Genomic DNA, 25,249 nt, shown 5'->3' on the forward strand with positions numbered 1-25,249 from the left:
CTACTCCCGCCGGAGCAGCGCGGGTACTCCACCTGGCGGTTCCGCGGCGGGAGAGCTCCTCCTAGCGTCGAGGACATCTCGTCCCACGTCCGTCAGGAGCTCGTCATGACCGCCATCGCCGACCGTCCCGCCGCCCGCACCCGAACCGTCGCCCTCACCGTGCTCGTCGCCCTCGCGGCGGTCGCGATCGCCACCTCGCTCCTCGCGCTCGCGGCGGGCGCGCTCGGCGCCGGTGCCTTCCCGCCGCTCATGCCCGCCGTATTCCTGAGCTTCGCGCTCGTCGGCACCCTCGCCGCGCTCGCGGGCTGGGTGCTCGTCGTGCGCCTCGTCCGGCGCTCGCGGGCGGTGCTGCGCGTTCTGGTGCCCGTGCTCGCCGTGGTGTCGTTCGCGCCCGACATCGCCCTGCTCGCGCTGGGCTTCATCCCCGGGACGACCGCGGTGGGGGTCGTGGCGCTCATGCTCATGCACCTCGTGGTGGTGGCCGCCGCGGTGATCGCCGGACGGCGGATCGCACCCGCGCGCTGAGCGCGCATCCGAATGCGCGGACGCCGGCCGCCCCCGAGGGGACGACCGGCGTCTCGTGGTCGCGACCGCGTCAGTCGGTCAGGATGCCGTCGTACGCGTCGGAGTAGGAGGCGATCCACTCGTCGATGGCGGCGGGCTCGTCACCCTCCTCGTGCTGGTTGACGACGAGGTCCTCGAGAGCGCCGTACTCGGTGTCGTCGAGCTTGATGCCTGCGATGTAGTCGGCCGCCTCCGGGTACTTCTCGGAGAAGCCCTTCGTGGCGAGGAAGTGCAGAGCCTCGGGCTCACCCATCGCGCCCTGAGGGTCCTCGAGGTCCTTGATGTCGAACGCCGCGTTGGCCCAGAAGGGACGCCACAGCGTGACGACGATGTCCTCCTTGTTGTCGATCGCGTCGCCCAGCTCGGTGAGCATCGCCGACGTCGACGAGGTCACGAGCTCCCAGTCGTCGAGGCCGTAGGCCGGCATCATCGAGTCCTGGGTGACGCCGGTGAGGCCGGCGCCCGGCTCGATCCCGTAGATCTTGCCGTCGAACATGTCGCCCTTGCCGGCGAGATCCGCGAGGGAGTCGACGTCGGTGTAGCTCGGCACCGCGATCGTGAGCTTCGCGTTGTCGTAGTACGCACCGAGGTCCTCGATGTCGTCGCCGTACTCGTCCATGTACTTCGCGTGGGTCACCTCGGGCCACGCCGAGGGGTAGATGTCGATGTCGCCGTTGGCGAGACCCGTGTAGAGCGGGGCCGCCTCGGTGAGGGTCTCCATCTCGACGGTGTAACCGATCTTCTCGAGCTGGTCCTGCAGCAGGTAGGCGGTGCTGAGACCGTCCGTCCAGCTGGGGATGAAGCCGAGGGTGATGGTTCCCTTGTCGCCACCGTCGCCGTTGTCGCCGGTGTCGGCGTCGCCGGTCGAGCAGGCGGCGAGTGCCACCGCGAGACCCAGGGCACCTCCGATCACGGCGGTGCGGCGCGCGAGAGTGCGTCGTTGGAACATGTGTGTCCTCTCTGTGTGGGACCCGCCCGGATGGACGGGCTTCGGGCAGGGGTTCAGGCCGCCGATGCCGCGGCGCGGCGGCGGCGGATCACGGAGCGCAGCGAATGCCGGTAGTCGGCGGGCGCTCCGAGAGCGGAGGTGAGGCGGTCGAGGTAGATGGCGAGCACGACGATGCTGAGGCCGGCTTCGACGCCCTGGGCGATGTTGAGGGTGGAGATGGCCGCGACCACCTCCTTGCCGGAGCCGTTGGCTCCGGCGATGCCCGCCACGACGGCCATCGACAGCGCGAGCATGATGACCTGGTTGATGCCGGCCATGATCGTCGGACCGGCGAGGGGCAGCTGGATGCCGCGCAGCACCTGACCCGGCGTCGCGCCGAAGGCCTGCCCCGCCTCGACCTTCTCGGGGTCGACACCGCGGATGCCGAGCTCGGTGAGTCGGATGCCGGGGGGCAGGGCGAAGATGATGGTCGACACGACTCCCGGTGCGAAGCCGATGCTGAAGAACAGCACGGTCGGGATCAGGTAGACGAACGACGGCATGGTCTGCATGAAGTCGAGCACGGGGCGCACGATCACGCTGACCGTCGCGTTCTTGGCCGCCAGGATGCCGATCGGGATCGCGATGACGACGGCGATCACCGCGGCGATGAGCACGAGCGAGAGCGTCTGCAGAGCGGGCTCCCACTGGTCCATGCCGAGGATCAGCAACAGCCCGAGGGCCGAGCCGATGCCGAATCGCCACGAGCGCACGAACCACCCGAGCGCGGCGAGGATCGCGATGAGCAGGAGGGCCGGAACGGCGATGAGCTCGTCCGAGAGCGTCTCGACCAGCCAGCGCAGCACGAAGCCGACGGCGTCGAGGAAGGAGTCGAGGTTGTCCTTCAACCAGCGGATCGCGGTGTCGGCCCATTCGCCGATCGGGATGCGGAATCCGTCCATCAGCGCACCTCCTCCGGGTCTGCGGCGTCGGCGGCGCCGACCGCCTCGCTCTCGGCGAGTAGCCGGTCGATCTCCCCCGTCGCGACGGGCGGCAGCGGCAGGGTCAGCTCCGCGGTGGCGGTGGTGCCGGGGCCGAGCGCGGCGAGCAGGGTCACGCGCGGGATCACCCCGACGAGACGTCCCTGGTCATCCGTCACGGCCAGCGGGAGAGGCGACTCGACGGCGGGCACGAAGAGGTCCATGAGCACGTCGTCGACGCTGACCGACTGCGGAACCGGCCGCACGATGCCGGCGAGCGAGCTCTCGCCGCTGCGCACGAGCTTCATCGCGTCGCGGTCCCGCACGATGCCGACCAGCCGGCGGTCGCGGCCGACGACGTAGGCCGCCGAGGAGTACCCGTCGCGCATCGTGCGCAACGCGGTGCGGGGGCCGGCGCCCTCCGCCACCGTGAGCCGGGGGCGCTCCATGACGTTGGACGCGGTCAGCACGCGCGCGCGGTCGACATCCTGCACGAACTGCTCGACGTAGTCGTTCGCGGGGTCGGTGAGGATGTCCTCCGGCGTTCCGATCTGCACGATGCGACCGTCGCGCATGACGGCGATGCGGTCGCCCAGGAACATCGCCTCGTTGAGGTCGTGGGTGATGAACACGATGGTCTTCTGCAGGCTCTCCTGGAGCTCGAGCAGCTGCTCCTGCATCTCGCGGCGGATCAGGGGGTCCAGGGCGCTGAACGCCTCGTCCATCAGCAGGATGTCGGTGTCGGCGGCCAGGGCGCGGGCGATGCCGACGCGCTGCTGCATGCCACCCGAGAGGGCGGACGGCGGTACGTCGGCCCAGCGGTCGAGGCCGACGAGCGCGAGGATCTCGCCCGCCTTCGCGAGGCGCTCCGCGCGCGGCACCCCGCGCAGCTCCAGGGGGTAGGCGACGTTGTCGACGACCGTGCGGTGGGGCAGCAGCGCGAAGTGCTGGAACACCATCGAGATGCGCTCGCGGCGGATCTCGCGCACCCGCGCGGCCGTGGCGCCGGTCAGCTGCTCGCCGTGGATCGTGATGGTGCCCTCGGTGGCCGGCTGCAGGCCGTTCAGGGTGCGGATGAGCGTCGACTTGCCGGACCCGGAGAGACCCATCACGACGAAGATCTCGCCGCGGCGTACCTCGAAGCTCGCGTCGATGACGGCGGCGGTCGCGCCGTCGAGCTCGTCGCGGGGGGTTCCGGCGCGCAGTCGGCGCACGGCGTCATGGGGGTTGCGTCCGAAGACCTTGTAGAGGCCGTCGGCGCGAAGGGCGGTGTCGGTCACGGGTTCCTGTGATCCCCGCGGGCGCGGGGCTTTCGGGTTGCGGTCCGGGCCCACGAGGCGTGCGTGCACGTCGTACGTGTCGCACGTGGCACTGCCGGGTGACGGTGCACGTTTCGCGTTGCCGTACGCATGCCGACTCTGAGCGGTCGACACGCGCGGTCCTGGGCGTCAGGGGCTCTGCCGGTCGTGTCGGACGCGTCGTCAGCGAGCCGTCAGCCACGGTAGCAGCGCCGTGGGCCGCGGGCCGACGCCGTCCGGCCCCGTCGACACGCCCTCCTCGCCCGAGTTGGCGGGCGAGACGTGGAGGTCGCCCGCCCGAATCCGGGGGATGTTTCGTTATCGCTTGGTTATCGAATGGGGGACAGGATGCCGGTCAGTCGTCGATCTCGGGCACCCGCACCATGCCCTCCTGGGCCACCGAGGCCACGAGCACGCCGTCGCGCGTGAAGATGCGACCGGTCGAGAGCCCGCGTCCGCCGGTCGCCGTCGGCGACTCCTGCACGTAGAGCAGCCACTCGTCGACGCGGGCGGGGCGATGCCACCACATCGCGTGGTCGAGGCTCGCCATCCTGAGGCCGGGGTGCGTCCAGACCAGGCCGTGGCCGCGCAGCACGGGCTCCAGGATCGAGTAGTCGCTCGCGTAGGCGAGGGCCGCCCGGTGCAGGGTGTCGTCGTCGGGCAGCGTGCCGATGGTCTTCATCCACAGGGCCTGGCGCGGCACCGGGTGCGGGTCGGCCCGCAGGTAGATGGGCTGCTCCACGTGCCGGATGTCGAAGGCGCGGCTCGTCGCCCAGAACTGGGCGACCGGGTGGTCGACCGGGCCCAGCACCTCGGCCGCCGACGGCAGCTCCTCGGGCGGTGTGATGCCCTCGGGCATCTCGACCTGGTGCTCGAGACCGGGGTCGTGATCCTGGAACGAGGCGATCATCGACAGGATCGGCAGCCCGTTCTGGTACGCCTGCGTGCGCCGGGTCGAGAACGAGCGACCGTCGTGGATGCGATCGACCGAGAAGGTGATCGGCTGGTCGGAGTCGCCGGGCCGCAGGAAGTAGCCGTGCGAGGAGTGGATCGCGCGATCCTCGGGCACCGTGCGGATGGCGGCGATGATCGACTGCGCGTACACCTGGCCGCCGAACACTCGCCCGCCGGGTGTCCACTGGCTGGGTCCCGTGAAGATGTCCTCCGCGGTCCGCGCCCCCGTGTCGGTCAGGTCGAGGGTCGACAGGAGGCCGCTGAGCGGGTCGATTCCCGAACGGGGGTCGCGCATGGCATCAGTCTAGAAGTCCCGGTCGACGGGTCCGGATAGGCTGGGACGGTTGTGACCGCGCGCTCCTTCACCCTCGCAGACCCGGCGTCGCTCGACGACCTGCAGGTCTTCCTCGCGCGCGCCCAGCGCGTCGAGGACGGCTCGGTGCGGCTCATCGCCGGCAGCGGCGTGCTCGCGGTGTACGCCGCGGTGCTCTACCCGGTGGGGTTGCTCGACGAGACGCCGACGGTGCTCGGGCTGCGCACGCTCGCGCTGTCGAGCACGGGGGACTTCGACGCGGTGGTGCCGATCCGCTCGCTGCTGCTGCGCGTCGAGCGCGCGCAGGAGCTCGCCGTCGCCGCGATCCACGAGGGCCGTCAGGAGCCGGCCGCCGTCGGGCTGCCGATGGAGGTGCACACCGCCACCTGGGCGGCGATCTCGCCGCCGCGCGGCGGGTGGCGCGCGGTTCCCGGCCCGGACGCCGCGTCGCTCGACCGCGTCGCGCGCGCGGGCATCGCCGAGGTCGCCGAGGCGGTGCCGGATGCGGTGGGCGAGTCGATCGTGCGCCGCGTGCGCGCGGAGGTGTGGGGGCGGGAGATGCCCGACGCCCCGCACATCCCGGCCGGCGCGGGCTTCGCCGCCGTGAGCCTCGGCTTCCTCGGCGAGGACGCCGTGACCTCCTACGAGACCGGTCCCTGGACCCGCCTCACGACCCGGCGCGGCCACATCCTGGTCAAGCGCCGCGCCTGGACGCTCTCCCGTTAGAGCGACGCGGCGATGGCGCGTCCGGCGGTGCGGCCCGTGAAGAGGCAGCCGCCGAGGAAGGTGCCCTCGAGGGAGCGGTAGCCGTGCACGCCGCCGCCGCCGAAGCCGGCGGCCTCGCCCACCGCGTAGAGACCCGGGATCGGCTTGCCCTTCGCGTCGAGCGCCTGCGCGTCGAGGTTGGTCTGGATGCCGCCGAGGCTCTTGCGGGTGAGCACGTGCAGCTTCACGGCGATGAGCGGACGGTGCTTCTCGTCGAGGATCTTGTGCGGCTTCGCCACCCGGATGAGCTTGTCGCCCCGGTAGGTGCGGGCCCCGCGCACCGCCGTCACCTGGGCGTCCTTGGTGAACGCGTTGTCGAGTTCGCGGTCGCGCGCCTCCAGCTCGTGCCGGATCGACTGCACGTCGAGCTCGACGTCGGGGGCGAGGCGCCGCATCCCGGCGAACAGGTCGTCGAGCGAGTCGGCGACCACGAAGTCGGCACCCTGCTCCTTGAACGCCTCCACGGCATCCGTCGCGCCCTTGCCCAGGCGCTGGCGCAGCAGCTCCTTGACGCTCCTGCCGGTCAGATCGGGGTTCTGCTCGGAGCCCGACAGGGCGAACTCCTTCTCGATGATCGACTGGTCGAGCACGAACCAGGAGTGGTCGTGGCCGGTCTGCCGCAGGTACTCGAGCGTGCCGAGCGTGTCGAAACCGGGGAACAACGGAACGGGCAGGCGGTGCCCGGTGGCGTCGAACCACATGCTCGACGGACCGGGCAGGATGCGGATGCCGTGCATCGGCCACACGGGCGCGTAGTTCTCGATGCCCTCCACGTAGTGCCACATGCGGTCCTGGTTGACCAGTCGCGCCTTGGCCTTGGCGGCGATGCCCAGCATGCGGCCGTCGACGTGCGCCGGGACCCCCGACAGCATGTGGTCGGGGGCGGTGCCGAGCCACTCCGGCCAGTTCTCACGCACCAGCTCGTGGTTGCCGCCGATGCCGCCGGAGGCCACCACCACGGCGGCGGCGTTCACCTCGAAGTCGTCGAGCTCGTCGCGGTTCGACGCCTCGCCGCGCTCGGCGGGGTCGGGGGCGAGCACCTTCCCCGCGGCGCCGACGACGGCGCCCCCCTTGGTCACGAGACGGTCGACGCGGTGCCGGAAGCGCAGCTCCACGAGCCCCGACTCGACCCCCGCGCGGACCGTCTTGATGAACGGCTCCAGGATGCCGGGGCCGGTGCCCCAGGTGATGTGGAAGCGCGGCACGGAGTTGCCGTGGCCGCTCGCCGTGTAGCCGCCCCGCTCGGCCCAGCCGACCACGGGGAAGAACGAGACGCCCTTCTCGCGCAGCCAGGCCCGCTTCTCGCCCGCGGCGAAGGCGAGGTATGCCTCCGCCCATTCGCGGGCCCAGTCGTCCTCGGGGCGGTCGAACTCGGCGCTCGCGAACCAGTCCTGGCGGGCGAGCTCGTGCGAGTCCTTGACGCCCATGCGGCGCTGCTCGGGGGAGTCGATGAGGAAGAGCCCGCCGAACGACCACCACGCCTGACCGCCGACGCTCGCCTCGGGCTCCTGTTCGAGGATGAGCACCCTCTTGCCCGCGTCGACGAGTTCGGAGGCCGCCACGAGCCCCGCGAGTCCCGCCCCGATGATGATGGCGTCGGCCTGCTCCGGCATCCGTTCCCCCGCGTCCCCTCTGAGTCGGTCAGTCGTCCAACACTATCCGGAGGAGGCTTCTACCCGGCGCGATTGACCATCGCGTGCGCGGCGCGCTCCAGATAATCCCAGAGCACCTGCTGCTGCATCGGGGCGAGCTCGAGCTCGTCGACCGCGGTGCGCATGTGGGCGAGCCAGTGGTCGCGCGCCTCGGGGCTGACCGGGAACGGCGCGTGCCGCATCCGCAGCCGCGGATGGCCGCGCTCCTGGCTGTAGGCGGTGGGCCCGCCCCAGTACTGCTCGAGGAATCCGGTCAGGCGCTGGATCGCGCCCTCGAGATCGTCCTCGGGGTACATCGGCCACAGCAGCTCGTCGCCGCGCACCCCCTCGTAGAAGCGGCGCACGAGGCGCTCGAAGGTGGCGCGGCCGCCGACCTCGGACCAGAAGCTGGAGCCGACGACGTCGCCGCCCTCACCCATCCGCAGCTGGAGGTTCATGACTCGTCCTTCGGCTTCTCGAGCACGGGGAGCTGCGCGGTCTTCGGGGGGCGCGCCCCCCGAATCGAGCCGGCGCCCTCGAAGCCGGTGAGCACGATGGAGTTCAGCGCGGGGAGCTTGATGCCCGCGTCGTCGAGCGCGCGCTTCAGCCGCATCCGCAGTTCGCGCGCGACCTCGTCCTTGGCCGAGGTGCGGGTCTTGACGACCAGGCGGACGACGATCGCCTCCGCCGAGATCGACTCGATCCCCCAGACCTCCGGCTTCTCGATGACGAGGCGCTTCCACTTGGCCTCCGAAGTCATGCCGACCGCGGTGGCGAGGATGAGCGCCTCGACCTGGTCGATGTCCGACTCGTAGGGCACGGCGAGGTCGATGATGGCGCGCGCCCAGCCCTGCGAGAGGTTGCCGACCCGCACGATCTCGCCGTTGCGCACGTGCCAGAGGGTGCCGTTCACGTCGCGGATGTCGGTGACGCGGATGCCGACCGCCTCCACGACCCCCGTCGCCGGTCCGAGGTCGACGACGTCGCCGACCCCCAGCTGGTCCTCGATGACCATGAAGAGGCCGTTGAGCACGTCCTTGACGATGTTCTGCGCGCCGAAGCCGAGGCCGGCGCCGATCGCGGCCGTGATGAGCGAGAACGCGCCCACGGCATCCGGGGCGATGGTGGTGATCACGAGCAGCGCCGCCACGATGACGATCACCGTCGTGACGACGCTCGAGAGCACGCCGCCGAGCGTGCGCGTGCGCTGCACGACGCGCACCGCGGCGAGCGGGGTCGCGTTGAGCGCCTGGGTGTCCTCGACGCCCTGCTTCTTCTTGACGCCGGTGACGATGGAGCGCACGGTGCGGTTGATCACGAACTGCAGCACGAGTCGCACGAGCACGGCGACGACGACGATGAGGAGCACCTCGATGGGGGTCTGCCAGGGGCCGAGCCCCTGCCACCATGCGGCGAGTCCGTCCATGCGTCCAGCCTAACGGGGCACGGGGTGCGCGCCGTCCCGCCGGGCTCGGAGGGGCGGCGACGGGGGCTCAGCTGAGCCAGCCCTCGGTGATGTCCGCCGCGCGCAGCTTGATCCGCGCCATCCCGAGGTCCGACCTGGCCCGGTCGAGCACCAGCAGGATGAACACGTTGGGGTACGCCGCCACCGGCCGGAGGATGTGGTACTGACTGGTGAGGGTCACCAGGACGTCCTCGATCCCGTCGTCCAGGTCGAGCCAGGTCAGGGTGCGCCGCATGGCGCGCACGACCTCGGTGTGACAGGCGGCCGCGAGATCGACGTCCATGCCGGATCCGCACTGCGAGAGCACCATGCCGGAGTCGCTGTCGACGACGGCGGCGCACATGGCGCCCTCGATCGCGAGGAGGGCCGCGACGGCCGCATCCGCCGTGTTCCGCGCCTCGTCCGGGTCGAGCTCCTCGGGCTGCATGGGCTCCTCCGTGCCATCGGGTCGCGGGCGGCCGTCGGCCGCCCGCCGCGATGTGGTCGACACGGTCGACGATAGGGACGGGGTACGCTCGGGCTCTCACCCCCGAGCGGGGGTCGGGGTGCGTCCGCAGCTCTCGCGCTCCCAGCGGATCCGCAGCCAGGCATACCCCCGGGGGTATATCGTGAGGGCATGAGCACCACACGTCGCATCGTGATCGTCGGCGGCGTCGCCGCCGGGATGTCGGCCGCCACGCGGCTGCGCCGCCTCGACGAGACGGCGAGCATCACCGTGATCGAGCGCGGCGCCGAGGTGTCGTGCGCGACGTGCGGGATGCCGTACCACCTGGGCGGCGTGATCTCGGATCGCGAGGCGCTCACCCTCCAGACGCCCGAGCGCCTGCGTGCGCGGTTCGCGCTCGACGTGCGCGTGCGCACGGAGGTCGTCGAGATCGACCGTGCGGCGCGGGCGATCGTGCTCCACGGGCCGGACGGTGTCGAGCGCCTCGACTACGACGAGCTCGTGCTGGCCACCGGGGCGGCGGCCGTACGGCCGGGCATCCCGGGGGACGAGCGGGCGCACGTGCTGCGCAGCACGACCGACCTGGACGCGATCATGGCCGCGCTCGCCGACCACCCGCAACGCGCGGTCGTGCTCGGCGGCGGATACGTCGGTCTCGAGGTCGCCGAGAACCTGCGCGCCCGGGGCATGGAGGTCGCGGTCGTGCAGCGCGGACCGCAGCTGCTCACCGGCTTCGACCCCGAGATGGCCGAGCCCGTGGCCCGTGCCGCACGGGACGCGGGGGTCGCGCTGCATCTCGGCACCGAGGCCGTCGCGATCGACGAGGACGCGGTGCGGCTCGCCGACGGATCGGTGCTCCCCGCCGAGCTCGTCATCGCGGCGCTCGGGGTGCGCCCCGAGTCGTGGCTCGCCCGCCGCGCCGGGCTCGAGCTCGGCGCATCGGGCGGCGTGCTCGTGGATGAGCAGTTCCGCTCGAGCGACCCGGCGATCCGCGCCGTCGGCGATGTCGCCGAGAAGACGGATGCCGTGCTCGGCGGCACGCGGTCGCTGCCGCTCGCGGGACCGGCGAACCTGCACGGCCGCCTGGTCGCCGACGCCCTCGCCGGGCACCGCGTCGTCGCCCCGGCCTCCATCGGCGTCGCCATCGTGCAGGCCTTCGGCGTCACCGCCGCGACGGCCGGTGCGAGCGAGGCGCGCCTGCGCGCCGCCGGGCGACCCCACCGCGTCATCCACACCCATCCGCTGCACCACGCCGGCTACTACCCCGGCGCCGTCCCCCTGTCGCTGAAGCTCCTCGTCGACCTCGTCGACGACCGCATCCTCGGGGCGCAGGCCGTCGGCCGGGAGGGGGTCGACCGACGGATCGACGTGCTCGCCACCGCGATGCGCGGCGGCATCCCCGCGAGCGGCCTGGCCGAGCTGGAGCTCGCGTACGCGCCGCAGTTCGGCTCCGCGAAGGACCCGGTGAACATGCTCGGCTACGTCGCCGACAACCGCCGGACGGGGGAGCGCGCGATCCAGTGGCACGAGCTCGACGCGGCGCTCGCCGACGGCGCGCGGCTGGTGGACGTGCGCGCGGCGGGGCAGCTCGCGGAGGGGCTCATCCCCGGGGCGGAGTGGATCCCGGTCGAGCAGCTCCGGGATCGGGTGGACGAGCTGCGCGGCACCCGCGTGATCGTGCACTGCCGGGTGGGACAGGGCGCGCACACCGCGGCGAGCCTGCTCGCGGCTCACGGAATCGACGTCGTGAACCTCGACGGCGGCTACCTGACCTGGCGCGACGGACACGCCGCCCGCGCCCTGACCGGCGAGCCCGCGCTCGCCTGAACGGAGACGACATGAATTCGATCGAACCCGCCGAGCTCGCGGCCCTCGGGGCCACCGCCGCGATCGTGGACGTGCGCCAGCCCGACGAGTACGCGGCGGCCCACGTGTCGGGCGCGCAGCTGATCCCGCTCGGGGAGCTGCCGGCGCGCCTCGACGAGCTGCCCGCCGACCGCACCCTGTACGTGATCTGCCACTCCGGCGGACGCAGCGCCCAGGCGACCGCGTTCCTCGAGGCCCAGGGCATCGACGCCGTCAACGTGATCGGCGGCATCCTCGGCTGGCACGGGGCGGGCCTCCCGATCGAGCAGGGAGCAGAGTGATGGCCTGCGCGGGCGAGAGGGCCAGGCGATGAGCACGGATGCGGGCGACGAGCGGCGCGCGGTCGTGAACCGGCTGCGTCGGGCCGAGGGGCAGCTGCGTGCGCTGATCACCGCCGTGGAGCGCGGCGACGACTGCCGTGCGGTGGTCACCCAGCTGTCGGCGGTGTCGTCCGCGCTCGATCGCGCCGGCTTCGCGATCGTCGCCGGGGCGATGCGCGACTGCGCGCTGCGCCCCGAGGGGGAGGAGCCCGGTGAGGGCGAGCTCACCGTGGCCGAGCTCGAGAAGCTGTTCCTGACGCTCGCCTGAGCGCCTGAGCGCCTCAGCGGGCGGCGGGCTCGACGATCTCGAGCACGCCCATGAGGCTCAGCGCGTTGATGAGCGCGCGCGTCGGCTCGATCGAGCGGCCGGTGAACCCCGCGAGCTGCTCGACGGTGAACGTGCCGTTGCTGAGCATCGCGGCCTGACGCAGCGGATCGGTCTCGGGGGTCATCCCGGACAGGTCCGGCCACCGGCGCATCCGGTACGCGTCGCCCGAGCGCACCCACGGTGCGGGGCCGTCGGTGAACGCGGCGAACCCGATCTTCCAGAGCAGCCCGTCGACGGAGGGGCGCGCGCCCGTCCGGACCGGCGCGGTGGCGTCGACGATGCGCACCGCCACGGCCACGGACGCCGGCTCGGCGGGGAACCGGTCGAGACCGAGCTCCCAGGTGTAGGTGCCGTCGCGCAGATCGATCTCGAGCGGCGGGTGACCCGCGATCTCCACGTCGAGCACGGTCGGCACCCCGGCCGCGCGCATCGAGTGGATCGTGAGGGCGGCTCCGCCCCATCCGCGGGCGGGAGCCGAGGTGCCCGCCGTGATCGCGGCGGGTCCGGCCGGTGCGGTCGGCAGCGGGGTCGCGGGCACGCCGGGCTCGCCGGCGGAGGCGACCTCGTCGAGGGTCGGTTCCGGCAGCGTCTCCTCGTCGGCGGGGTCGGCGAAGGTGAGCGTGGGCGCCGCGAAAAGCGGTCGCCGGGCTTCGGAGGTGTGCTCGGCCCAGCCCTGGCCATCCCACCATCGCAACTGGGGGAGGCCCAGCGGATCGGGATACCAGCCGGCTGGGACCTGTCGGTCGTCAGTCACGGGGTTCTTCGTCGTCGAGGGGGAGGGGCGCCGATGGGCGCCGATCAGCGCGCGCGGCGCGCCGACGACATGCTAGCGGAACCCGCAGGGGGTGCGCGTGCCCCGAACGGGTGACGCCCCGAGCCGGGTGGGCTCGGGGCGTCGGCGGCGCGGGATCAGAGCTCGATCCCGGCGTCCGCCTCCTTCGCCTTGATGCGCGCGAGCGCCAGGTTCGCCTTGGCGCGGTCGAGCACGAGGTAGAGGAACACCTCGGGGGTCGCCCGCAGCGGGCGGATGATGTGGTACTGGCTCGAGAGGGTCACGAGGATGTCCTCGATCGCGTCGTCGAGGCCGAGCGACTTCATGGTGCGCAGCTTCGCGCGCACCACCTCGGTGTTGCCGGCTGAGGCGACCTCGAGGTCGAGGCCGCTGCCCGCCTCGGCGAGCAGCATGCCGGACGCGCTGTCGACGACGGCGGCGCACATGGCGCCGTCGACCGTCAGCAGCCCGGCGAGGGTCTGGGACAGATTGGACACAGCGGTTCCTTCGGGTTCGGGTTGGGTGAGGGAAATCTGAGGTCAGCGCGCGGAGGCGAGCTCGGCGCTGAGTTCGTCGGCGAGCTTGCGCGACACCGAGATGGCCTTGCCGACCGTCTCGTCGTCGTCGAAGACCCCCGCGAGGATGATCGGCTGGTTCGCGATCCGGCGCAGCAGCACGCGGCCGTGGTGGGCCTCGATGAGCGCGTACTCCGAGTCGCCGAGGCCGAGCTCGCGCGCGATGGCCTCCCCGAGCGCCTGGAGGGAGCTCGCCATGCTCGCGAGGCGCTCGTCGGTGCCGCCGTGCTGGGTGGCGCGCGCGATCTCGAAGCCGTCGTCGGTCAGCAGCAGGGCGCCGACGAGGGAGGGCAGCAGCTCGCGCAGGCCCGCGAGGGCGCGGATGGAGGCGTCGATCACGACCGGGTCGCGATGGGCCGCCACCACCTCGGTCTCGGTCTCGCTCATCGGCTCGCCCTCATCATTTCCGCTCGCTCCTCGACATCCGAGATCAGCGCCATCAGCATCGTCCGCATCTGCTCGTAGTCGCGCGCGTCCACCGCGAACACGGGGATCGACCGCTCGGGCAGCAGGGCGCTCGCGACCGTGCGCACGCGGTCGACGACGTCCCGGGGCCCCAGCTCGCTGCGGGTGATGCCGATCACGAGGCCGCCGCGGTTGGCGAGGTCGAGGAACGCGCCCAGCTGGTCGCCGACGGCGACGACCGGGTTGGGGGCGTCGGCGTGGATCAGCAGCATGAGGCCCATGGCGCGCTGCTGCAGGATCGTCCACATGAAGTCGAAGCGGCTCTGGCCGGGAACGCCGTAGAGGCGGATCTTGTCGTCGAGCCCGACCGCGATCTCGCCGTAGTCGAGAGCGACGGTCGTCGTGTCCTTGTCGGCCTGGAGGCGGTCGGTGTTGGCCGCCTCGGTGCTGACGACGTCGATCTCGCTGAGGGTGCGGATGGCGGTCGTCTTGCCGGCGCCCATCGGGCCGGCGAACAGGATCACGTGCTCGGGCATCAGATCCCCAGACGCTTCCGCAGACGGCCGAACAGCCCGCCGCCGGTGTCGCGGCCGGTGCGCACGATCGCGGGGGTCGCGGCGGCGACCTCCGGCGCGGTCACGGACAGCGCGCCGAGCAGGCTCAGGGTGTTGATCAGGGTGCGGGTGGTCTCGACAGAGCGACCCGCGTAGGCGGCGAGCTCCTGCACGCTGAACGCGCCGTTGGAGAGCATGGCCGCCTGGCGCATCTGGTCCATGTCGGGCTGCAGCGTCGTGAGGTTCGGCCAGCGGGTGAGCCGGTAGCGCTCGCCCGCGTGCAGCCAGGGCGCGGTGCGCTCCGGGAACGCGGCGTGACCGATCTTCCACAGCAGGGTGTCGAGGCTCTTGCCGGGCAGCACGACCGCGGGTGCGCCGCCGGCCTCCACGAGGTCGATCGAGACGCGGACCGAGGCCGGTGCGGCGGGGAAGTAGCCGAGATCGAGGTCCCAGCTGAACACCTGGTAGCGGGTGTCGATGAGGATCGGCGGATGCCCCGCCACCTCGATCTCGATCACCATCGGCACCGCGGCGCTCTGCACCGAGTGCAGGGTCAGGGCGGCGCCGGCCCAGCCGAGCTCCGGACCGGCGGCGCTGCCGACGGGGAGGGCGGCCGGCCCGGTCTTGGTGGCGGTCGTGGTCGTCGGCGGCACCGAGGCGGCGGCGGGTGCGGGGGCCGTCCGCGTCTCGACCGGCGCCGCTGCGGGTGCCGCTGCGGCGGCGGGTGCGGGCGCCGCCGGCGCGGGTGCGGGCGGGACGGGCGCGTGGGCGGGCGGCGCGGTGGGCGTCACGACCCGCGGTTCCTCGGGCTCGGCGAAGGCGACCGCCGGCGCGGGCTCGGGCTCCTCCGGCTCGGCGTACGCGACGGAGGTCACCGTCTGCGGGATGAGCGGACGGCGTGCGTCGGAGGTGTGCTCCGTCCAGGCGATGCCATCCCACCATCGCAGCTGGGGGAGCCCCAGCGGATCGGGATACCATCCGGCCTGGACCTGCGAATCTTCGTTCACGGGTCGGTTCTTCGTCTCGAGTGCTTGTGGCGACGCAGCGGTCGGAGAGGTCGTCGACGCGACGGCTTGTCACGCCATGTTCACGGTATCCCGAGGTCGGTCGGGGTACAGCCCCCGTGGACGGGTAGAACGCCCGTTCCGTGCGCCCCCAGTCAGGGGGTATGCAGCCGTCGTGCGAGGGCGTCGGCGGTCGCGCCGATCTCGGCCACGTCGTCCGGGACGAAGCCGTCGTCGAGCACCGCCACGAGGGCGCACGGCAAGTGTCCCACGCGGAGCGCCACGACGGCGCCCTCCGAGGCGTCGATCACGAGGTGCTGGTTGGTGCCGATGCGGAGCTCGCGCACCACGGCATCCGCGAGGGCCTGCATGGCGCTCGCCATGCTGGCGAGGCGACGATGCTCGTCGGCGCCGCGCGGGATGCGGGCGATCTCGAAGCCGTCGTCGGTGAGCACGATGGCCGCCCGCAGGGGACGGCAGACCGCCGCCAGGCCGGCGAGGGCCGCCACCGCGGCCGAGACGACGGCCGGGTCCCGGTGGGGAGGCAGCGCCCCGGTCACGGGGCCGCCGCCAACGCGTGCCGGGTCTCGATGTCGGCGATGAGCGAGAGCAGCAGTGTGCGCATCTGCTCCTGGTCGCGGGCGTCGACGGCGAACACGGGCGTGACCCGGTCGGGCAGCACGGCCCGGGCGGTGGCGACGATGCGGTCGCCGATGTCGGTGCGCTGGATGTCGTAGCGCGTGACGCCGACCACCACCCCGCCGCGGGTGGCGAGCTCGGCGAACGCCGTGAGCTGCTCGTGCACGTGGCGCTCGGGCTCCGGATCGTCGGCGTTGACGAGCACGATGAGCCCCATCGCCCGTTCGCGCAGGATGTCCCACATGAAGTCGAAGCGCTCCTGACCGGGGATCCCGTACAGCCGCACCATGTCGGGGTCGAGGTCGATCTCGCCGTAGTCCATGGCGACGGTCGTGGTCGGCTTGTCGACGGCGCCCGGCTCGCTGTTCGCGGCTTCGGTCGAGACCACCTCGATCTCGCTCAGGGAGCGGATGGCCGTGGTCTTGCCGGCGCCCATCGGCCCCGCGAAGAGGATGACGTACTCGGCCATCAGATCATCCGGAAGCGCCGCCGGAGTCGCTGGAAGAGACTGTTCTCCCCGAGCGCTTCCGGGGTGGCGGCCCGCGGCACGAGCGTCGCGGCGGGGGCGACGCCGAGCACGCCCATGAGGCTCAGGGCGTTGACGAGCGTGCGGGTGGTGTCGACACCGCGCCCGGACAGCGCGGCGAGCTGGGCGACCGTGAGCAGCGTGTTGGCGAGCATCGCCGTCTGGCGGATGTGGTCGGTCTCGGGCTGCAGCGTCGTCCAGTTCGGCCAGCGGGTGAGCCAGTAGCCGTCGCCCTCCTCGAGCCAGGGCGCGAGGCGCTCCGGGAACGCGGCCCGTCCGACCTTCCACAGCAGCTCGTCGAGGCTCTTGCCCGGCAGCTCGAACGGGGAGGGCGTCGAGTCGCCCACCAGTTCGACCGACACCACGACGCCCGTCGGGGATTCCGGGAAGCGGTCCAGCTCGAGCAGCCAGTCGTAGGCCTGGGAGCGGGGGTCGATGCGGATGGTCGGGTGGCCGGCCACGCCGAGCTCGATGAGCATCGGCACGCGCGTCGACTGGACCGAGTGCAGGGTCAGCGCGGCGCCCGCCCAGCCGAGCTCCGGGACCGCGCCGGTGCCGGCGGGCAGCGCGGACTGTCCGTTCGCCAGCTGCACGGGGGGCGCGGCGTGCTCGTCGTCGCCCGCCGGGTCGGCGGCACGGTGCCGCGCGCGGGGGCGGGACTCATCCGGTTCCGCGAACTCAGCGGGCGCAGCCTGCCGCACCGGCGCGTGACGCGCGGTGGAGGTGTGGCTCGTCCAGGATCGGCCATCCCACCAACGCAGCTGGGGCATGCCCAGCGGGTCGGGATACCAGCCTGCCCGGACCTGGGTGTCGGTCACGGCAGTTCGCTTTTCGGGTTGTGGGTTCGCTGCGGCCCGCGTGACAACTGCGCAGGTCTGTGCCGCTCACGATATCCGAGCGGAACTCCGACGGGGCAACCCCCGTGAGGGGGCCAGCCTCACCTTCCGGCGTCGCGCTCCTGCGCCGTGAGCGCGCGCTCGACGCCCGCGAGGGCCTCGACCACCATGCGCCGCAGGGCCGCCGGCTCCGGGTTCGCGTCGAGCCACGCGCGCGTCGCATCCACCAGCTCCTGCGACGCGAGGGTCGCGGGGTAGAAGCCGTGCACCAGGTACTCGGCGACGTGGTAGGTGCGCTCCGACCAGATCCGCCCGAGCGCGTCGAAGTACGGCGCGACGAGCGGGCTCAGGATCGACGGGTCGAGGGTGTGCGTGTAGCCGAGCGCCATGTTGCGCAGGACGACGTTCGAGATGCTCAGATCCTCGAGGGCCGCCTCGAGCGCGGCGCGCTTGGCCTCGGTCGTGGGGATCGTCGCGCGGGCGCGGGCCGCCGACTGCTGGCCGTTCGAGGTGTCGTCCTTCGCGAGCGCGGCCGCGATCTCGGTCTCTCCGGCGGCGCCGACGAGCACGAGGCCCTCGAGCAGCTCCCAGTCCAGATCCGTGTCGATCTCGAGGCCGTCCAGCGCGATCGAGCCGTCCCGCAAGCCGGCGAGCGCCGCGGCGTGGGCGTCGGTGGAGGCGATGTTCGCGAAGAACTTCACGAACTGGAACTGCGCATCCGACCCGGCCTCGGCGCTCTGCGCGAGCTCCCAGAGCCGGTCGCCGACCTCGCGGATGGTCGCCTCGCGGGTGGCCGGATCGACGTAGAGGCGGGCGGTCTGCAGCAGCTGGGTGAGCGAGAGGCGCATCGTGGTCGACTCGGTCTCCGGGCCGATGTTCGCGAGCACGAGCTGCACGTAGTCGCGGCCGGCGATCTCGGCGTCGCGCGTCGAATCCCAGGCCGAGCCCCACACCAGGGCGCGGGCGAGCGGGTCCGCGATCCGCGACAGCGCCGCGATCGCCACCTCGAACGAGCCCTCGTCCATGCGGATCTTGGCGTACGCGAGGTCGTCGTCGTTGAGCAGCACGAGAGCCGGCTTCGGCAGGCCGACGAGCTCGGGCACCTCGTTCCACTCGTCGGCGAGCAGGTCGAACTCGTGGCGGTGCAGGCGCACGAGCGGCGCGTCGGCCGCCTCGGAGGCGAAGCCGTAGAAGCCGATCGCGATGCGGTGCTGGCGCAGCACCGGGTAGTCCGGATGCGCCGTCTGGCGCACGCGGAACGCGGTGATCACGCCGGCCGCATCCGTCTCGATCTCGGGCTTCAGGGTGTTGACGCCCGCGGTCTCGAGCCACTGCGCCGAGAAGGTCGACAGGTCGCGGCCGGAGCTGGCCTCGAGCTCGCGCAGCAGGTCGGCCAGTTCGGTGTTGCCGAACGCGTGGGCGCGGAAGTAGGCCCCCACGCCTGCGAAGAACGCGTCGATGCCCACGGTCGCGGCGAGCTGCTTCAGCACCGAGCCGCCCTTGGCGTAGGTGATGCCGTCGAAGTTGACCTCGACGTCGTGCAGATCGCGGATGGGCGCGACGATCGGGTGCGTGGAGGGCAGCTGGTCCTGGCGGTAGGCCCAGCTCTTCTCCATCGCCTGGAAGGTCGCCCAGGCCTCGGTCCACTCGGTCGCCTCGGCGGTGGCAATGGTCGACGCCCACTCGGCGAACGACTCGTTGAGCCACAGGTCGTTCCACCACTTCATCGTCACGAGGTCGCCGAACCACATGTGGGCGAGCTCGTGCAGGATCGTCACGACGCGACGCTCCTTGATGGCGTCGGTCACCTTCGAACGGAAGACGTAGGTCTCGGTGAAGGTGACGGCGCCGGCGTTCTCCATGGCGCCCGCGTTGAACTCGGGCACGAACAGCTGGTCGTACTTGGCGAACGGGTACGGGTAGCCGAACTTCTCCTCGAAGTAGGCGAAGCCCTTGCGCGTGATGTCGAAGACGTAGTCGGCGTCGAGGTAGCCGAACAGCGACTTGCGGGCGAAGACGCCGAGCGGGATGGTGCGCCCGTCGGAGCTCGTGAGCTCGGAGCGCACGACCTCGTAGGGTCCCGCGACGAGCGCCGTGATGTAGCTCGAGATGCGCGGGGTGGGCGCGAAGCGCCAGACCGCGGTGCCCTCGCCCGCCGGCTGCGGCTCGGGCGTCGGCGAGTTCGACACGACCTGCCAGGCGGCGGGCGCGGTGACCGTGAAGCGGAAGACCGCCTTCAGGTCGGGCTGCTCGAAGACGGTGTACACGCGGCGGCTGTCGGGCACCTCGAACTGCGAGTAGAGGTACACCTCGCCGTCCACGGGGTCGACGAAGCGGTGCAGGCCCTCACCCGTGTTGGTGTACGCGAAATCGGCCACCACGACGAGCTCGTTGCTCTCCGCCAGGCCCGCGAGGGCGATGCGGCTGCCGTCGGCGACGGCCGCCCCGAGCTCCGCCCCGTTGAGCACCACCGAGTGCACCTCGGCGGTGATGGCGTCGATGAAGGTCGACGCGCCCGGGGTCGCCGTGAAGCGCACGGTCGTCGTCGATCGGAAGGTCGTCTCGCTCGTGGTGAGGTCGAGCTCGACGTCGTAGCTCTCGACCTCGACGAGCGCCTTGCGCTCCTGGGCTTCGACGCGGGTGAGGTTCTGTCCGGGCACCTGGGCTCCTTCTGGCATGGCGGATCGTGTCCGCCTGCCAGCCTAAGCGCTGGCGGCGACCGGCGCCCTCAGACCAGGACGGGATCGACCACGCGCGACTCGACCGGCGCGGCGGGGCGCACGAGGCGCTCGACGTCGTCGACCGCGAGGTGCAGCATCCGCAGCAGGTGCGCGTCCGGATCCGCCACGCAGGCCCGGGCGGTGCCCACGACGGCCGTCGCGACCACCAGCTCGCAGCTGATGGTGTCGAGCCCCGGGAAGCGCGTCGAGACGGTCGTGACGTGCGTGTGCGCCCAGCGGGCGGCATCCGGAACCTGATCGAGCACCCGGTGCGCCTCCTCGCGGAGCGCAGCCGAGGGGATGCCGCGGCGCTCCAGCAGCACGCAGATCGAGATCGCGCCCGCGGCGAGCACCCGCTGGCGCTCCATGCTGGCGATCGGCAGCGCGACGATCGCCGCACGCAGCGCGACGATCAGTCCGAGCTCGTCGCCGCCGCGCAGGCCCACCACGCGCGGGATGAGCTCGACGAGCTCGTCGCGCCGGTCGTCGGCCACCAGGTCGTTGACCCCGCGCGCGAGCGCCGCGAGCGTTCGGTCGGTGCACGCCGGATGGTCGCTCCACCGTTCGCCCGCCAGGTAGGAGGCGAACTCCATGAAGCAGGCGCCGCGGCGCGCGTTGCGGTGTCGTCCCGCCGAGAGGTGGGGCATGACATCCGGGATGAAGGGGGTGCGTTGGCGCATCGTGGTCACCTCGCCGTTCTCTCCTCCCCGATTCTGCTCCTGTTGTCCGGCGGAGGCTAGGGGGTCGGCGCCGGCTTCTAGACTCGACCCGTGCGCATCCACATCGCGACCGACCACGCCGGGCTCGAGTTCAGCCGGACCCTGCAGCAGCATCTCGCCGACGCCGGCCACGAGGTCGTCGACCACGGACCGCAGAGCTACGACCCGCTCGACGACTACCCCTCGTTCTGCATCGACGCGGCCCGCGCCGTGGTGCGCGATCAGCGCTCGGGGGTCGAGGCGCTCGGCGTGGTGTTCGGCGGATCGGGCAACGGCGAGCAGATCGCCGCGAACAAGGTCGAGGGGGTGCGCGCCGCGCTCGTCTGGAACGACTCGACGGCGCAGCTCGCCCGCGAGCACAACGACGCGAACGTCATCTCGATCGGTGCGCGCCAGCACACCGTCGCGGAGGCGATCGCCTACATCGACCGCTTCATCGCGACGCCGTTCTCGGGCGAGGAGCGCCACGCCCGCCGCATCGCGCAGCTGGCCGAGTACGAGACCACCGGCCGCATCGTCGGCCACCGCATCGAGTAGTCATGCCCGAGGGGCATTCCGTCCATCGCATCGCGCGGCAGTTCGCGGCCAACTTCGAGGGGTCGCCCGTCGCCGTGAGCTCCCCGCAGGGGCGCTTCGCCGCGGGCGCGGCGCAGCTCGACGGTCACGAGCTCGTGCAGGCGAAGGCCGTCGGCAAGCAGCTCTTCCTCGAGTTCGACCACGGGCTGTGGCTGCGGGTGCACCTCGGCATCTACGGTGCGTGGGACTTCGCGGGCGACATCAGCGTGGATGACACCCTGGCATCCGCGGGCGGCAGGATCGGGCAGACCAACCAGCGCGGCACCGTCGTCGGCGCGCACGAGGACTCGCCCTGGTCGATCGGGGCGCCGCGTCGCACCCGGCTGCGCATGGCGGAGTCCGAGAAGCTCGAGCCGGAGCTCGAGACGTGGCCGCCGGAGCCCGTGGGCGCCGTGCGGGTACGGCTGCTCACCGAGACGGCCTGCGCCGATCTGCGCGGCCCGACCGCGTGTGAGGTGCAGACCATCGAGGAGGTCGACCGCACGATCGCGAAACTCGGTCCGGATCCGATGGTCGACGATGCGGCCGCGGGCGAGGAGCGCTTCACGGCCGTCGTGCGGAGGAAGCCGACGCCGATCGCTCTGCTGCTCATGGACCAGTCGGTCGTCTCGGGCATCGGTAACGTCTACCGCGCCGAACTGCTGTTCCGGGCCCGGCTCGACCCCTTCCGTCCGGGGCGCGAGGTTCCCGAGGAGGTCGTGCGCGGCCTCTGGCGCGACTGGGTGCACCTGCTGCGGATCGGCGTCGAGACCGGGCAGATGCTCACCATGGACGACCTCGACCCGGATGCGTACGCCCGCGCCCTCGCCTCGCGCGACGACCGGCACTGGGTCTACCACCGCACCGGCGAGCCCTGCCGCGTGTGCGGCACCCCCATCGCGATGACCGAGCTCGGCGGCCGCAAACTGTACTGGTGCCCGACCGACCAGGTCTGAGGCCGCACCTCCGACCGCCCGAGGAGCCCGGATGCGTCACACCCCCCACTACCTGCTGACCGACGTCGACGAGGTCAAGCGCCTGGTGCGCCAGAACCCGTGGACCACCTACGTGTCGCACACCGCGGACGGGCTCGTCGCATCCCACTACGCGACACTGCTCGAGGAGACCGACGACGACAGCATCTCGCTCGTGTCGCACTTCGGGCGACCCGACGAGGTCGCCCACGAGCTGGGCCGGCACGAGATGCTCGTCATCGTGCAGGGCGCGCACGGCTACATCTCGCCCGGCTGGTACGCCGAGGGCGACTTCATCCCCACCTGGAACCACGTGACCGCCCACCTCTGGGGCGTTCCCGAGATCCTGTCGGCGGAGGAGAACTTCCGCATCCTGCACCGCCTGGTCGACCACTTCGAGGAGCGCATGCCCGCACCGCGATCGCTGCACATCGACGAGGCGTACGCCGAGCGCGTCGCCAAGGGCACCGTCGGCCTGCGCATCCGGGTCACCCGCTTCGACGCCCGCGCGAAGCTCAGCCAGAACAAGCCCGACGAGGTGCGCGCCACGATCATCGACGCGCTCGCGGGCGACGGGCCGTACGCGCACCCGGGGCTCGCCGACGAGATGCGCCGCGCCGAGGACCGCCGCGCGTGACGGGTCGGTTCATCCCAAATCAAGGAGTCGAGCAACCCGAGTCAAGGAGTCGGGTGGCCCGGGAGGCGTCTCCCGCCACAGGAGGGCACATCCGTCACACCGTGTCCTTGATATGGGTTGCTCGACTCCTTGATTCGGGATCCGGGTCGGTGCCCGGCCGCGCTACGGGTCGGCGTGTGCGCTGCGGTGCGGGATCGGAGAGCGGATGACGGGGTTGCTGCTGACCGGCGCGCGGGTCGTCGACGCCCTCGGCACCGCATCCGAGCCCGTCGACGTGCTGCTGCGCGACGGGCGGATCGCGGGCGTCGGGCCCGGGCTCGACGGCGAGGGTGCCGAGCGCGTGCCGCTCGACGGGCGCTACCTCATGCCGGGGCTGTGGGACGGCCACGTGCACGTGGGCCAGTGGGCGGCGGTGTCGCGGCGGCTCGACCTCTCGGGCGCGCGTTCCGCGGCCGAGGCCGCGGCGCTCGTGCGCGCCCGCGTCGACGCCGGCTGGGACGCGTCCGAGGTGCTGCTGGGCTACGGCTTCCGCGACGCGCTCTGGCCGGATGCGCCGAGCGCCGAGCTGCTCGAGGTCGGAGCCGTCGCCGTCGCGCTCGTCTCCGGCGACGTGCACACCGTGTGGGCGAACCGGGCGCTGCTCGCACGCATGGGGCTGCCCGCCGACGCGTGGTGGCTCAACGAGCAGGCGGCGTTCGACCTCAACGTGCGGCTGTCCGCGGTGGACGAGCCGATGCTCGACCGCTGGGTGGCGGATGCGGCGCGCGCCGCCGCCGCCCGGGGGGTGACGGGCATCGTCGACCTCGAGATGGGCGGCGCCGTCGAGGCCTGGGGCCGCCGCGCGGCCGCCGGCCTGCGCGCGCTCCGGGTGCGGGCGGGCGTCTACCCGGTCGATCGCGACCGCGTGGCGTCGAGCGGCCTGCGCTCGGGCGACGCCGTGCCGGGAACCGGCGGTCTCGCGACGGTCGGCTGGTTCAAGCTCTTCACCGACGGCGCGCTCAACTCGCGCACCGCGTGGTGCGTCGACCCGTATCCGGACAGCGGGAGCCGGGGGCTGCCCACCTACGCCGACGCCGAGCTGATCGCCGTCGCACGCGACGCGCTGGCCGTGGGGCTCGTGCCGACCATCCATGCGATCGGCGACCGCGCCGTCACCCAGGCGCTCGACGCGTTCGCGGCGCTCGCCGTGCCGGCATCCGCGGGGCTCCCACCGCGCATCGAGCACGCGCAGCTCGTGCTGCCGGGCGACGTTCCGCGGTTCGCGGAGCTCGGCGTCCACGCGAGCGTGCAGCCCGAGCACGCGATGGACGACCGCGACGTCGCCGACCACCACTGGGCGGGCCGCACCGACCGGGCGTTCGCCTATCGGGCGCTCGTCGAGGCGGGCGCCGCGCTCGAACTCGGCTCGGACGCGCCGGTCGCGCCGCTCGACCCGTGGGCGACGCTCGCCGCCGCCGTCACGCGCTCACGCGACGGGCGCGCGCCGTGGCATCCGGAACAGGCGCTTCCTCTCGCGGATGCGCTGCGCGCCTCGTGGGGCGGCGTCGCGGGGGTCGCGGTCGGCGGTCGCGCCGATCTGACGGTGCTCGACGCGGATCCGCACGCCGTCGAACCGGATGCCCTGCGCACCCTGCCGGTGCACGCGACCCTCGTCGCGGGCGTCCGCACCCACGGCCCCGACGCCTGACGCCGCTCACCGGACCCGTCGGCCCCCGCTCAGGTCGGCATCCGTTCATCCCGAATCAAGGACTCGAGCAACCCGAATCAAGGACGCCGACTCGCCGACTCGCCTCAGGAGTCGACGCAGGCCACACCCGCCACGCGGGCTCCTTGATTTCGGTTGCTCGAGTCCTTGATTCGGGACGGAGGAACCCGGGATGCGGGGGCCCCGGGCGCCGGAGCGGGGCGCTACTTCGTCGCGACGTGCGCGAAGAGGAACCAGCGGTCCTTGTCGAGGCCGTTCGCGATCTCGATGGCGATGTCCTGCGACGGCAGATCGAGCTCGTCGAGCTCCTCCACCGCGGTGCGCACGAGCGCGAGGGTCGCGTCGATCTGAGCGATGACGGCGGCGATCGTGGCGTCGGACTGCTGGAACCCGTCGGCGAGGGCCGGGGTGGTCGTCTTGTCGGCGATCGTCTGGATGCGCGCGTCGACCGGCAGGCCGAGGGCCACGATCCGCTCGGCGGCGAGGTCCGCCCAGGCGTGAGCGTGGTCGACGAGGACGTCGAGGAACTCGTGCACGCCGATGAAGTTGGCGCCGCGCACGTGCCAGTGCGCCTGCTTGCCGTCCACGGCGAGAGCCTGCAGGTTCACGACGACGGGGCTGAGGAACTGGGCGACTCCGGCACTGACATCCGGGTCGAGCGAGGTCGTGGGGATGGTCTTGGTCTTGGCGTCGGTCATGATCGCGTCTCCTCTCGGCCGGTCGTGCCGGCCTTCGTCTGATTCAACGGTACTCACGCGCGCGCATTCCGCA

At 72.3% G+C, this 25,249-nt stretch carries 28 protein-coding genes; 9 read left to right on the plus strand and 19 right to left on the minus strand.

The window, feature by feature from the left end; translation table 11 throughout:
• Nucleotides 1-105: 105 nt before the first annotated feature.
• Nucleotides 106-525 (plus strand): hypothetical protein, encoded by a 420-nt coding sequence (locus tag NUH29_RS05865; protein ID WP_258798094.1) that lies wholly within the window; start codon nucleotides 106-108, stop codon nucleotides 523-525.
• A gap of 70 nt (nucleotides 526-595) precedes the next feature.
• On the opposite strand, the gene NUH29_RS05870 is transcribed toward NUH29_RS05865, so the two are convergent.
• From NUH29_RS05870 to NUH29_RS05885, 4 genes are all read right to left on the minus strand, one after another.
• On the minus strand, nucleotides 596-1,513 hold the full coding sequence (locus NUH29_RS05870; RefSeq protein ID WP_258798095.1) for a glycine betaine ABC transporter substrate-binding protein: 918 nt from the start codon (nucleotides 1,511-1,513) through the stop codon (nucleotides 596-598).
• 53 nt (nucleotides 1,514-1,566) lie between these two features.
• Nucleotides 1,567-2,454, minus strand: coding sequence for an ABC transporter permease (locus NUH29_RS05875; RefSeq protein WP_258798096.1), 888 nt, complete (start codon nucleotides 2,452-2,454; stop codon nucleotides 1,567-1,569).
• Entirely contained in the window at nucleotides 2,454-3,752 is a 1,299-nt protein-coding gene (locus NUH29_RS05880) for a quaternary amine ABC transporter ATP-binding protein (RefSeq protein WP_258798097.1), read from the minus strand. The genes NUH29_RS05875 and NUH29_RS05880 overlap by 1 nt, the downstream gene beginning before the upstream one ends.
• A 373-nt stretch (nucleotides 3,753-4,125) precedes the next feature.
• The gene (locus NUH29_RS05885) at nucleotides 4,126-5,019 is read right to left on the minus strand and encodes an acyl-CoA thioesterase (protein ID WP_258798098.1); all 894 of its coding nucleotides are present in this window, start codon (nucleotides 5,017-5,019) and stop codon (nucleotides 4,126-4,128) included.
• 51 nt (nucleotides 5,020-5,070) lie between these two features.
• Between NUH29_RS05885 and NUH29_RS05890 the strand changes: the two genes are divergently transcribed.
• Nucleotides 5,071-5,763, plus strand: a complete 693-nt coding sequence (locus NUH29_RS05890) for a DUF8185 domain-containing protein (RefSeq protein WP_258798099.1) — start codon at nucleotides 5,071-5,073, stop codon at nucleotides 5,761-5,763.
• Here NUH29_RS05890 and NUH29_RS05895 read toward each other — a convergent pair.
• From NUH29_RS05895 to NUH29_RS05910, 4 genes are all read right to left on the minus strand, one after another.
• The gene (locus NUH29_RS05895) at nucleotides 5,760-7,415 is read right to left on the minus strand and encodes an FAD-binding dehydrogenase (RefSeq protein WP_258798100.1); all 1,656 of its coding nucleotides are present in this window, start codon (nucleotides 7,413-7,415) and stop codon (nucleotides 5,760-5,762) included. The two genes, NUH29_RS05890 and NUH29_RS05895, sit on opposite strands and share 4 nt — an antisense overlap.
• Nucleotides 7,416-7,474: 59 nt before the next feature.
• Nucleotides 7,475-7,891: a globin gene (locus NUH29_RS05900; RefSeq protein ID WP_258798101.1), complete on the minus strand. Its 417-nt coding sequence runs from the start codon at nucleotides 7,889-7,891 to the stop codon at nucleotides 7,475-7,477.
• Entirely contained in the window at nucleotides 7,888-8,859 is a 972-nt protein-coding gene (locus tag NUH29_RS05905; RefSeq protein ID WP_258798102.1) for a mechanosensitive ion channel family protein, read from the minus strand. Before NUH29_RS05905 ends, NUH29_RS05900 begins: the two co-directional genes overlap by 4 nt.
• Before the next feature lie 67 nt (nucleotides 8,860-8,926).
• Nucleotides 8,927-9,388 (minus strand): roadblock/LC7 domain-containing protein, encoded by a 462-nt coding sequence (locus NUH29_RS05910; protein ID WP_258798104.1) that lies wholly within the window; start codon nucleotides 9,386-9,388, stop codon nucleotides 8,927-8,929.
• A gap of 126 nt (nucleotides 9,389-9,514) precedes the next feature.
• Between NUH29_RS05910 and NUH29_RS05915 the strand changes: the two genes are divergently transcribed.
• The 3 genes from NUH29_RS05915 to NUH29_RS05925 are packed head-to-tail and all read left to right on the plus strand — an operon-like array spanning nucleotide 9,515 to nucleotide 11,797.
• Nucleotides 9,515-11,170, plus strand: a complete 1,656-nt coding sequence (locus NUH29_RS05915) for an FAD-dependent oxidoreductase (RefSeq protein ID WP_258798105.1) — start codon at nucleotides 9,515-9,517, stop codon at nucleotides 11,168-11,170.
• Nucleotides 11,171-11,181: 11 nt separating this feature from the next.
• On the plus strand, nucleotides 11,182-11,490 hold the full coding sequence (locus NUH29_RS05920; RefSeq protein ID WP_258798106.1) for a rhodanese-like domain-containing protein: 309 nt from the start codon (nucleotides 11,182-11,184) through the stop codon (nucleotides 11,488-11,490).
• 28 nt (nucleotides 11,491-11,518) lie between these two features.
• Nucleotides 11,519-11,797, plus strand: a complete 279-nt coding sequence (locus NUH29_RS05925) for a metal-sensitive transcriptional regulator (protein WP_258798107.1) — start codon at nucleotides 11,519-11,521, stop codon at nucleotides 11,795-11,797.
• Nucleotides 11,798-11,810: 13 nt separating this feature from the next.
• On the opposite strand, the gene NUH29_RS05930 is transcribed toward NUH29_RS05925, so the two are convergent.
• The 10 genes from NUH29_RS05930 to NUH29_RS05975 all read right to left on the minus strand — a co-directional run bounded on the left by NUH29_RS05930 (nucleotide 11,811) and on the right by NUH29_RS05975 (nucleotide 20,568).
• On the minus strand, nucleotides 11,811-12,611 hold the full coding sequence (locus tag NUH29_RS05930) for a DUF2510 domain-containing protein (protein WP_258798108.1): 801 nt from the start codon (nucleotides 12,609-12,611) through the stop codon (nucleotides 11,811-11,813).
• A 155-nt stretch (nucleotides 12,612-12,766) separates the two neighbouring features.
• The gene (locus NUH29_RS05935) at nucleotides 12,767-13,126 is read right to left on the minus strand and encodes a hypothetical protein (protein WP_258798109.1); all 360 of its coding nucleotides are present in this window, start codon (nucleotides 13,124-13,126) and stop codon (nucleotides 12,767-12,769) included.
• A 42-nt stretch (nucleotides 13,127-13,168) separates the two neighbouring features.
• The gene (locus NUH29_RS05940) at nucleotides 13,169-13,591 is read right to left on the minus strand and encodes a roadblock/LC7 domain-containing protein (protein ID WP_258798110.1); all 423 of its coding nucleotides are present in this window, start codon (nucleotides 13,589-13,591) and stop codon (nucleotides 13,169-13,171) included.
• The gene (locus NUH29_RS05945) at nucleotides 13,588-14,145 is read right to left on the minus strand and encodes a GTP-binding protein (RefSeq protein ID WP_258798111.1); all 558 of its coding nucleotides are present in this window, start codon (nucleotides 14,143-14,145) and stop codon (nucleotides 13,588-13,590) included. Before NUH29_RS05945 ends, NUH29_RS05940 begins: the two co-directional genes overlap by 4 nt.
• On the minus strand, nucleotides 14,145-15,170 hold the full coding sequence (locus tag NUH29_RS05950) for a DUF2510 domain-containing protein (RefSeq protein ID WP_258798112.1): 1,026 nt from the start codon (nucleotides 15,168-15,170) through the stop codon (nucleotides 14,145-14,147). Before NUH29_RS05950 ends, NUH29_RS05945 begins: the two co-directional genes overlap by 1 nt.
• 152 nt (nucleotides 15,171-15,322) lie before the next feature.
• Nucleotides 15,323-15,727 (minus strand): roadblock/LC7 domain-containing protein, encoded by a 405-nt coding sequence (locus NUH29_RS05955; protein WP_258798113.1) that lies wholly within the window; start codon nucleotides 15,725-15,727, stop codon nucleotides 15,323-15,325.
• Nucleotides 15,724-16,275 carry a GTP-binding protein gene (locus NUH29_RS05960; protein ID WP_258798114.1) on the minus strand — a complete coding sequence of 184 codons (552 nt, stop codon included), beginning with the start codon at nucleotides 16,273-16,275 and terminating at the stop codon, nucleotides 15,724-15,726. Before NUH29_RS05960 ends, NUH29_RS05955 begins: the two co-directional genes overlap by 4 nt.
• The gene (locus tag NUH29_RS05965) at nucleotides 16,275-17,150 is read right to left on the minus strand and encodes a DUF2510 domain-containing protein (RefSeq protein ID WP_258798115.1); all 876 of its coding nucleotides are present in this window, start codon (nucleotides 17,148-17,150) and stop codon (nucleotides 16,275-16,277) included. The genes NUH29_RS05960 and NUH29_RS05965 overlap by 1 nt, the downstream gene beginning before the upstream one ends.
• Before the next feature lie 119 nt (nucleotides 17,151-17,269).
• Nucleotides 17,270-19,828 carry an aminopeptidase N gene (pepN, locus tag NUH29_RS05970; RefSeq protein ID WP_258798116.1) on the minus strand — a complete coding sequence of 853 codons (2,559 nt, stop codon included), beginning with the start codon at nucleotides 19,826-19,828 and terminating at the stop codon, nucleotides 17,270-17,272.
• 68 nt (nucleotides 19,829-19,896) lie between these two features.
• Nucleotides 19,897-20,568 (minus strand): hypothetical protein, encoded by a 672-nt coding sequence (locus NUH29_RS05975; RefSeq protein ID WP_258798117.1) that lies wholly within the window; start codon nucleotides 20,566-20,568, stop codon nucleotides 19,897-19,899.
• 90 nt (nucleotides 20,569-20,658) lie between these two features.
• Between NUH29_RS05975 and NUH29_RS05980 the strand changes: the two genes are divergently transcribed.
• From NUH29_RS05980 to NUH29_RS05995, 4 genes are all read left to right on the plus strand, one after another.
• Nucleotides 20,659-21,144 (plus strand): ribose-5-phosphate isomerase, encoded by a 486-nt coding sequence (locus NUH29_RS05980; RefSeq protein WP_258798118.1) that lies wholly within the window; start codon nucleotides 20,659-20,661, stop codon nucleotides 21,142-21,144.
• Nucleotides 21,145-21,146: 2 nt separating this feature from the next.
• Nucleotides 21,147-22,118: an Fpg/Nei family DNA glycosylase gene (locus NUH29_RS05985; protein ID WP_258798119.1), complete on the plus strand. Its 972-nt coding sequence runs from the start codon at nucleotides 21,147-21,149 to the stop codon at nucleotides 22,116-22,118.
• A 31-nt stretch (nucleotides 22,119-22,149) separates the two neighbouring features.
• Nucleotides 22,150-22,773: an FMN-binding negative transcriptional regulator gene (locus NUH29_RS05990; protein ID WP_258798120.1), complete on the plus strand. Its 624-nt coding sequence runs from the start codon at nucleotides 22,150-22,152 to the stop codon at nucleotides 22,771-22,773.
• A gap of 205 nt (nucleotides 22,774-22,978) precedes the next feature.
• Entirely contained in the window at nucleotides 22,979-24,460 is a 1,482-nt protein-coding gene (locus NUH29_RS05995; RefSeq protein ID WP_258798121.1) for an amidohydrolase, read from the plus strand.
• 221 nt (nucleotides 24,461-24,681) lie between these two features.
• Here the strand turns inward: NUH29_RS05995 and NUH29_RS06000 are convergent, their stop codons facing one another.
• The gene (locus NUH29_RS06000) at nucleotides 24,682-25,176 is read right to left on the minus strand and encodes a Dps family protein (RefSeq protein ID WP_258798122.1); all 495 of its coding nucleotides are present in this window, start codon (nucleotides 25,174-25,176) and stop codon (nucleotides 24,682-24,684) included.
• Nucleotides 25,177-25,249: the final 73 nt, after the last annotated feature.

It is taken from the genome of Protaetiibacter mangrovi (genome assembly GCF_024752305.1).
GTDB classification, from domain to species: Bacteria; Actinomycetota; Actinomycetes; order Actinomycetales; family Microbacteriaceae; genus Homoserinibacter; species Homoserinibacter mangrovi.

Bases quoted from the DNA above. Each gene is read 5' to 3' on its own strand.
- NUH29_RS05885 (WP_258798098.1), bottom strand. From the start codon at position 5,019: ATGCGCGACCCCCGTTCGGGAATCGACCCGCTCAGCGGCCTCCTGTCG.
- NUH29_RS05960 (WP_258798114.1), bottom strand. From the start codon at position 16,275: ATGGCCGAGTACGTCATCCTCTTCGCGGGGCCGATGGGCGCCGGCAAG.
- NUH29_RS05875 (WP_258798096.1), bottom strand. From the start codon at position 2,454: ATGGACGGATTCCGCATCCCGATCGGCGAATGGGCCGACACCGCGATC.
- NUH29_RS05945 (WP_258798111.1), bottom strand. From the start codon at position 14,145: ATGCCCGAGCACGTGATCCTGTTCGCCGGCCCGATGGGCGCCGGCAAG.
- NUH29_RS05905 (WP_258798102.1), bottom strand. From the start codon at position 8,859: ATGGACGGACTCGCCGCATGGTGGCAGGGGCTCGGCCCCTGGCAGACC.
- NUH29_RS05975 (WP_258798117.1), bottom strand. From the start codon at position 20,568: ATGCGCCAACGCACCCCCTTCATCCCGGATGTCATGCCCCACCTCTCG.
- NUH29_RS05925 (WP_258798107.1), top strand. From the start codon at position 11,519: ATGAGCACGGATGCGGGCGACGAGCGGCGCGCGGTCGTGAACCGGCTG.
- NUH29_RS05995 (WP_258798121.1), top strand. From the start codon at position 22,979: ATGACGGGGTTGCTGCTGACCGGCGCGCGGGTCGTCGACGCCCTCGGC.
- NUH29_RS05870 (WP_258798095.1), bottom strand. From the start codon at position 1,513: ATGTTCCAACGACGCACTCTCGCGCGCCGCACCGCCGTGATCGGAGGT.
- NUH29_RS05920 (WP_258798106.1), top strand. From the start codon at position 11,182: ATGAATTCGATCGAACCCGCCGAGCTCGCGGCCCTCGGGGCCACCGCC.
- NUH29_RS05900 (WP_258798101.1), bottom strand. From the start codon at position 7,891: ATGAACCTCCAGCTGCGGATGGGTGAGGGCGGCGACGTCGTCGGCTCC.
- NUH29_RS06000 (WP_258798122.1), bottom strand. From the start codon at position 25,176: ATGACCGACGCCAAGACCAAGACCATCCCCACGACCTCGCTCGACCCG.
- NUH29_RS05990 (WP_258798120.1), top strand. From the start codon at position 22,150: ATGCGTCACACCCCCCACTACCTGCTGACCGACGTCGACGAGGTCAAG.
- NUH29_RS05915 (WP_258798105.1), top strand. From the start codon at position 9,515: ATGAGCACCACACGTCGCATCGTGATCGTCGGCGGCGTCGCCGCCGGG.
- NUH29_RS05985 (WP_258798119.1), top strand. From the start codon at position 21,147: ATGCCCGAGGGGCATTCCGTCCATCGCATCGCGCGGCAGTTCGCGGCC.
- NUH29_RS05865 (WP_258798094.1), top strand. From the start codon at position 106: ATGACCGCCATCGCCGACCGTCCCGCCGCCCGCACCCGAACCGTCGCC.
- NUH29_RS05895 (WP_258798100.1), bottom strand. From the start codon at position 7,415: ATGCCGGAGCAGGCCGACGCCATCATCATCGGGGCGGGACTCGCGGGG.
- NUH29_RS05940 (WP_258798110.1), bottom strand. From the start codon at position 13,591: ATGAGCGAGACCGAGACCGAGGTGGTGGCGGCCCATCGCGACCCGGTC.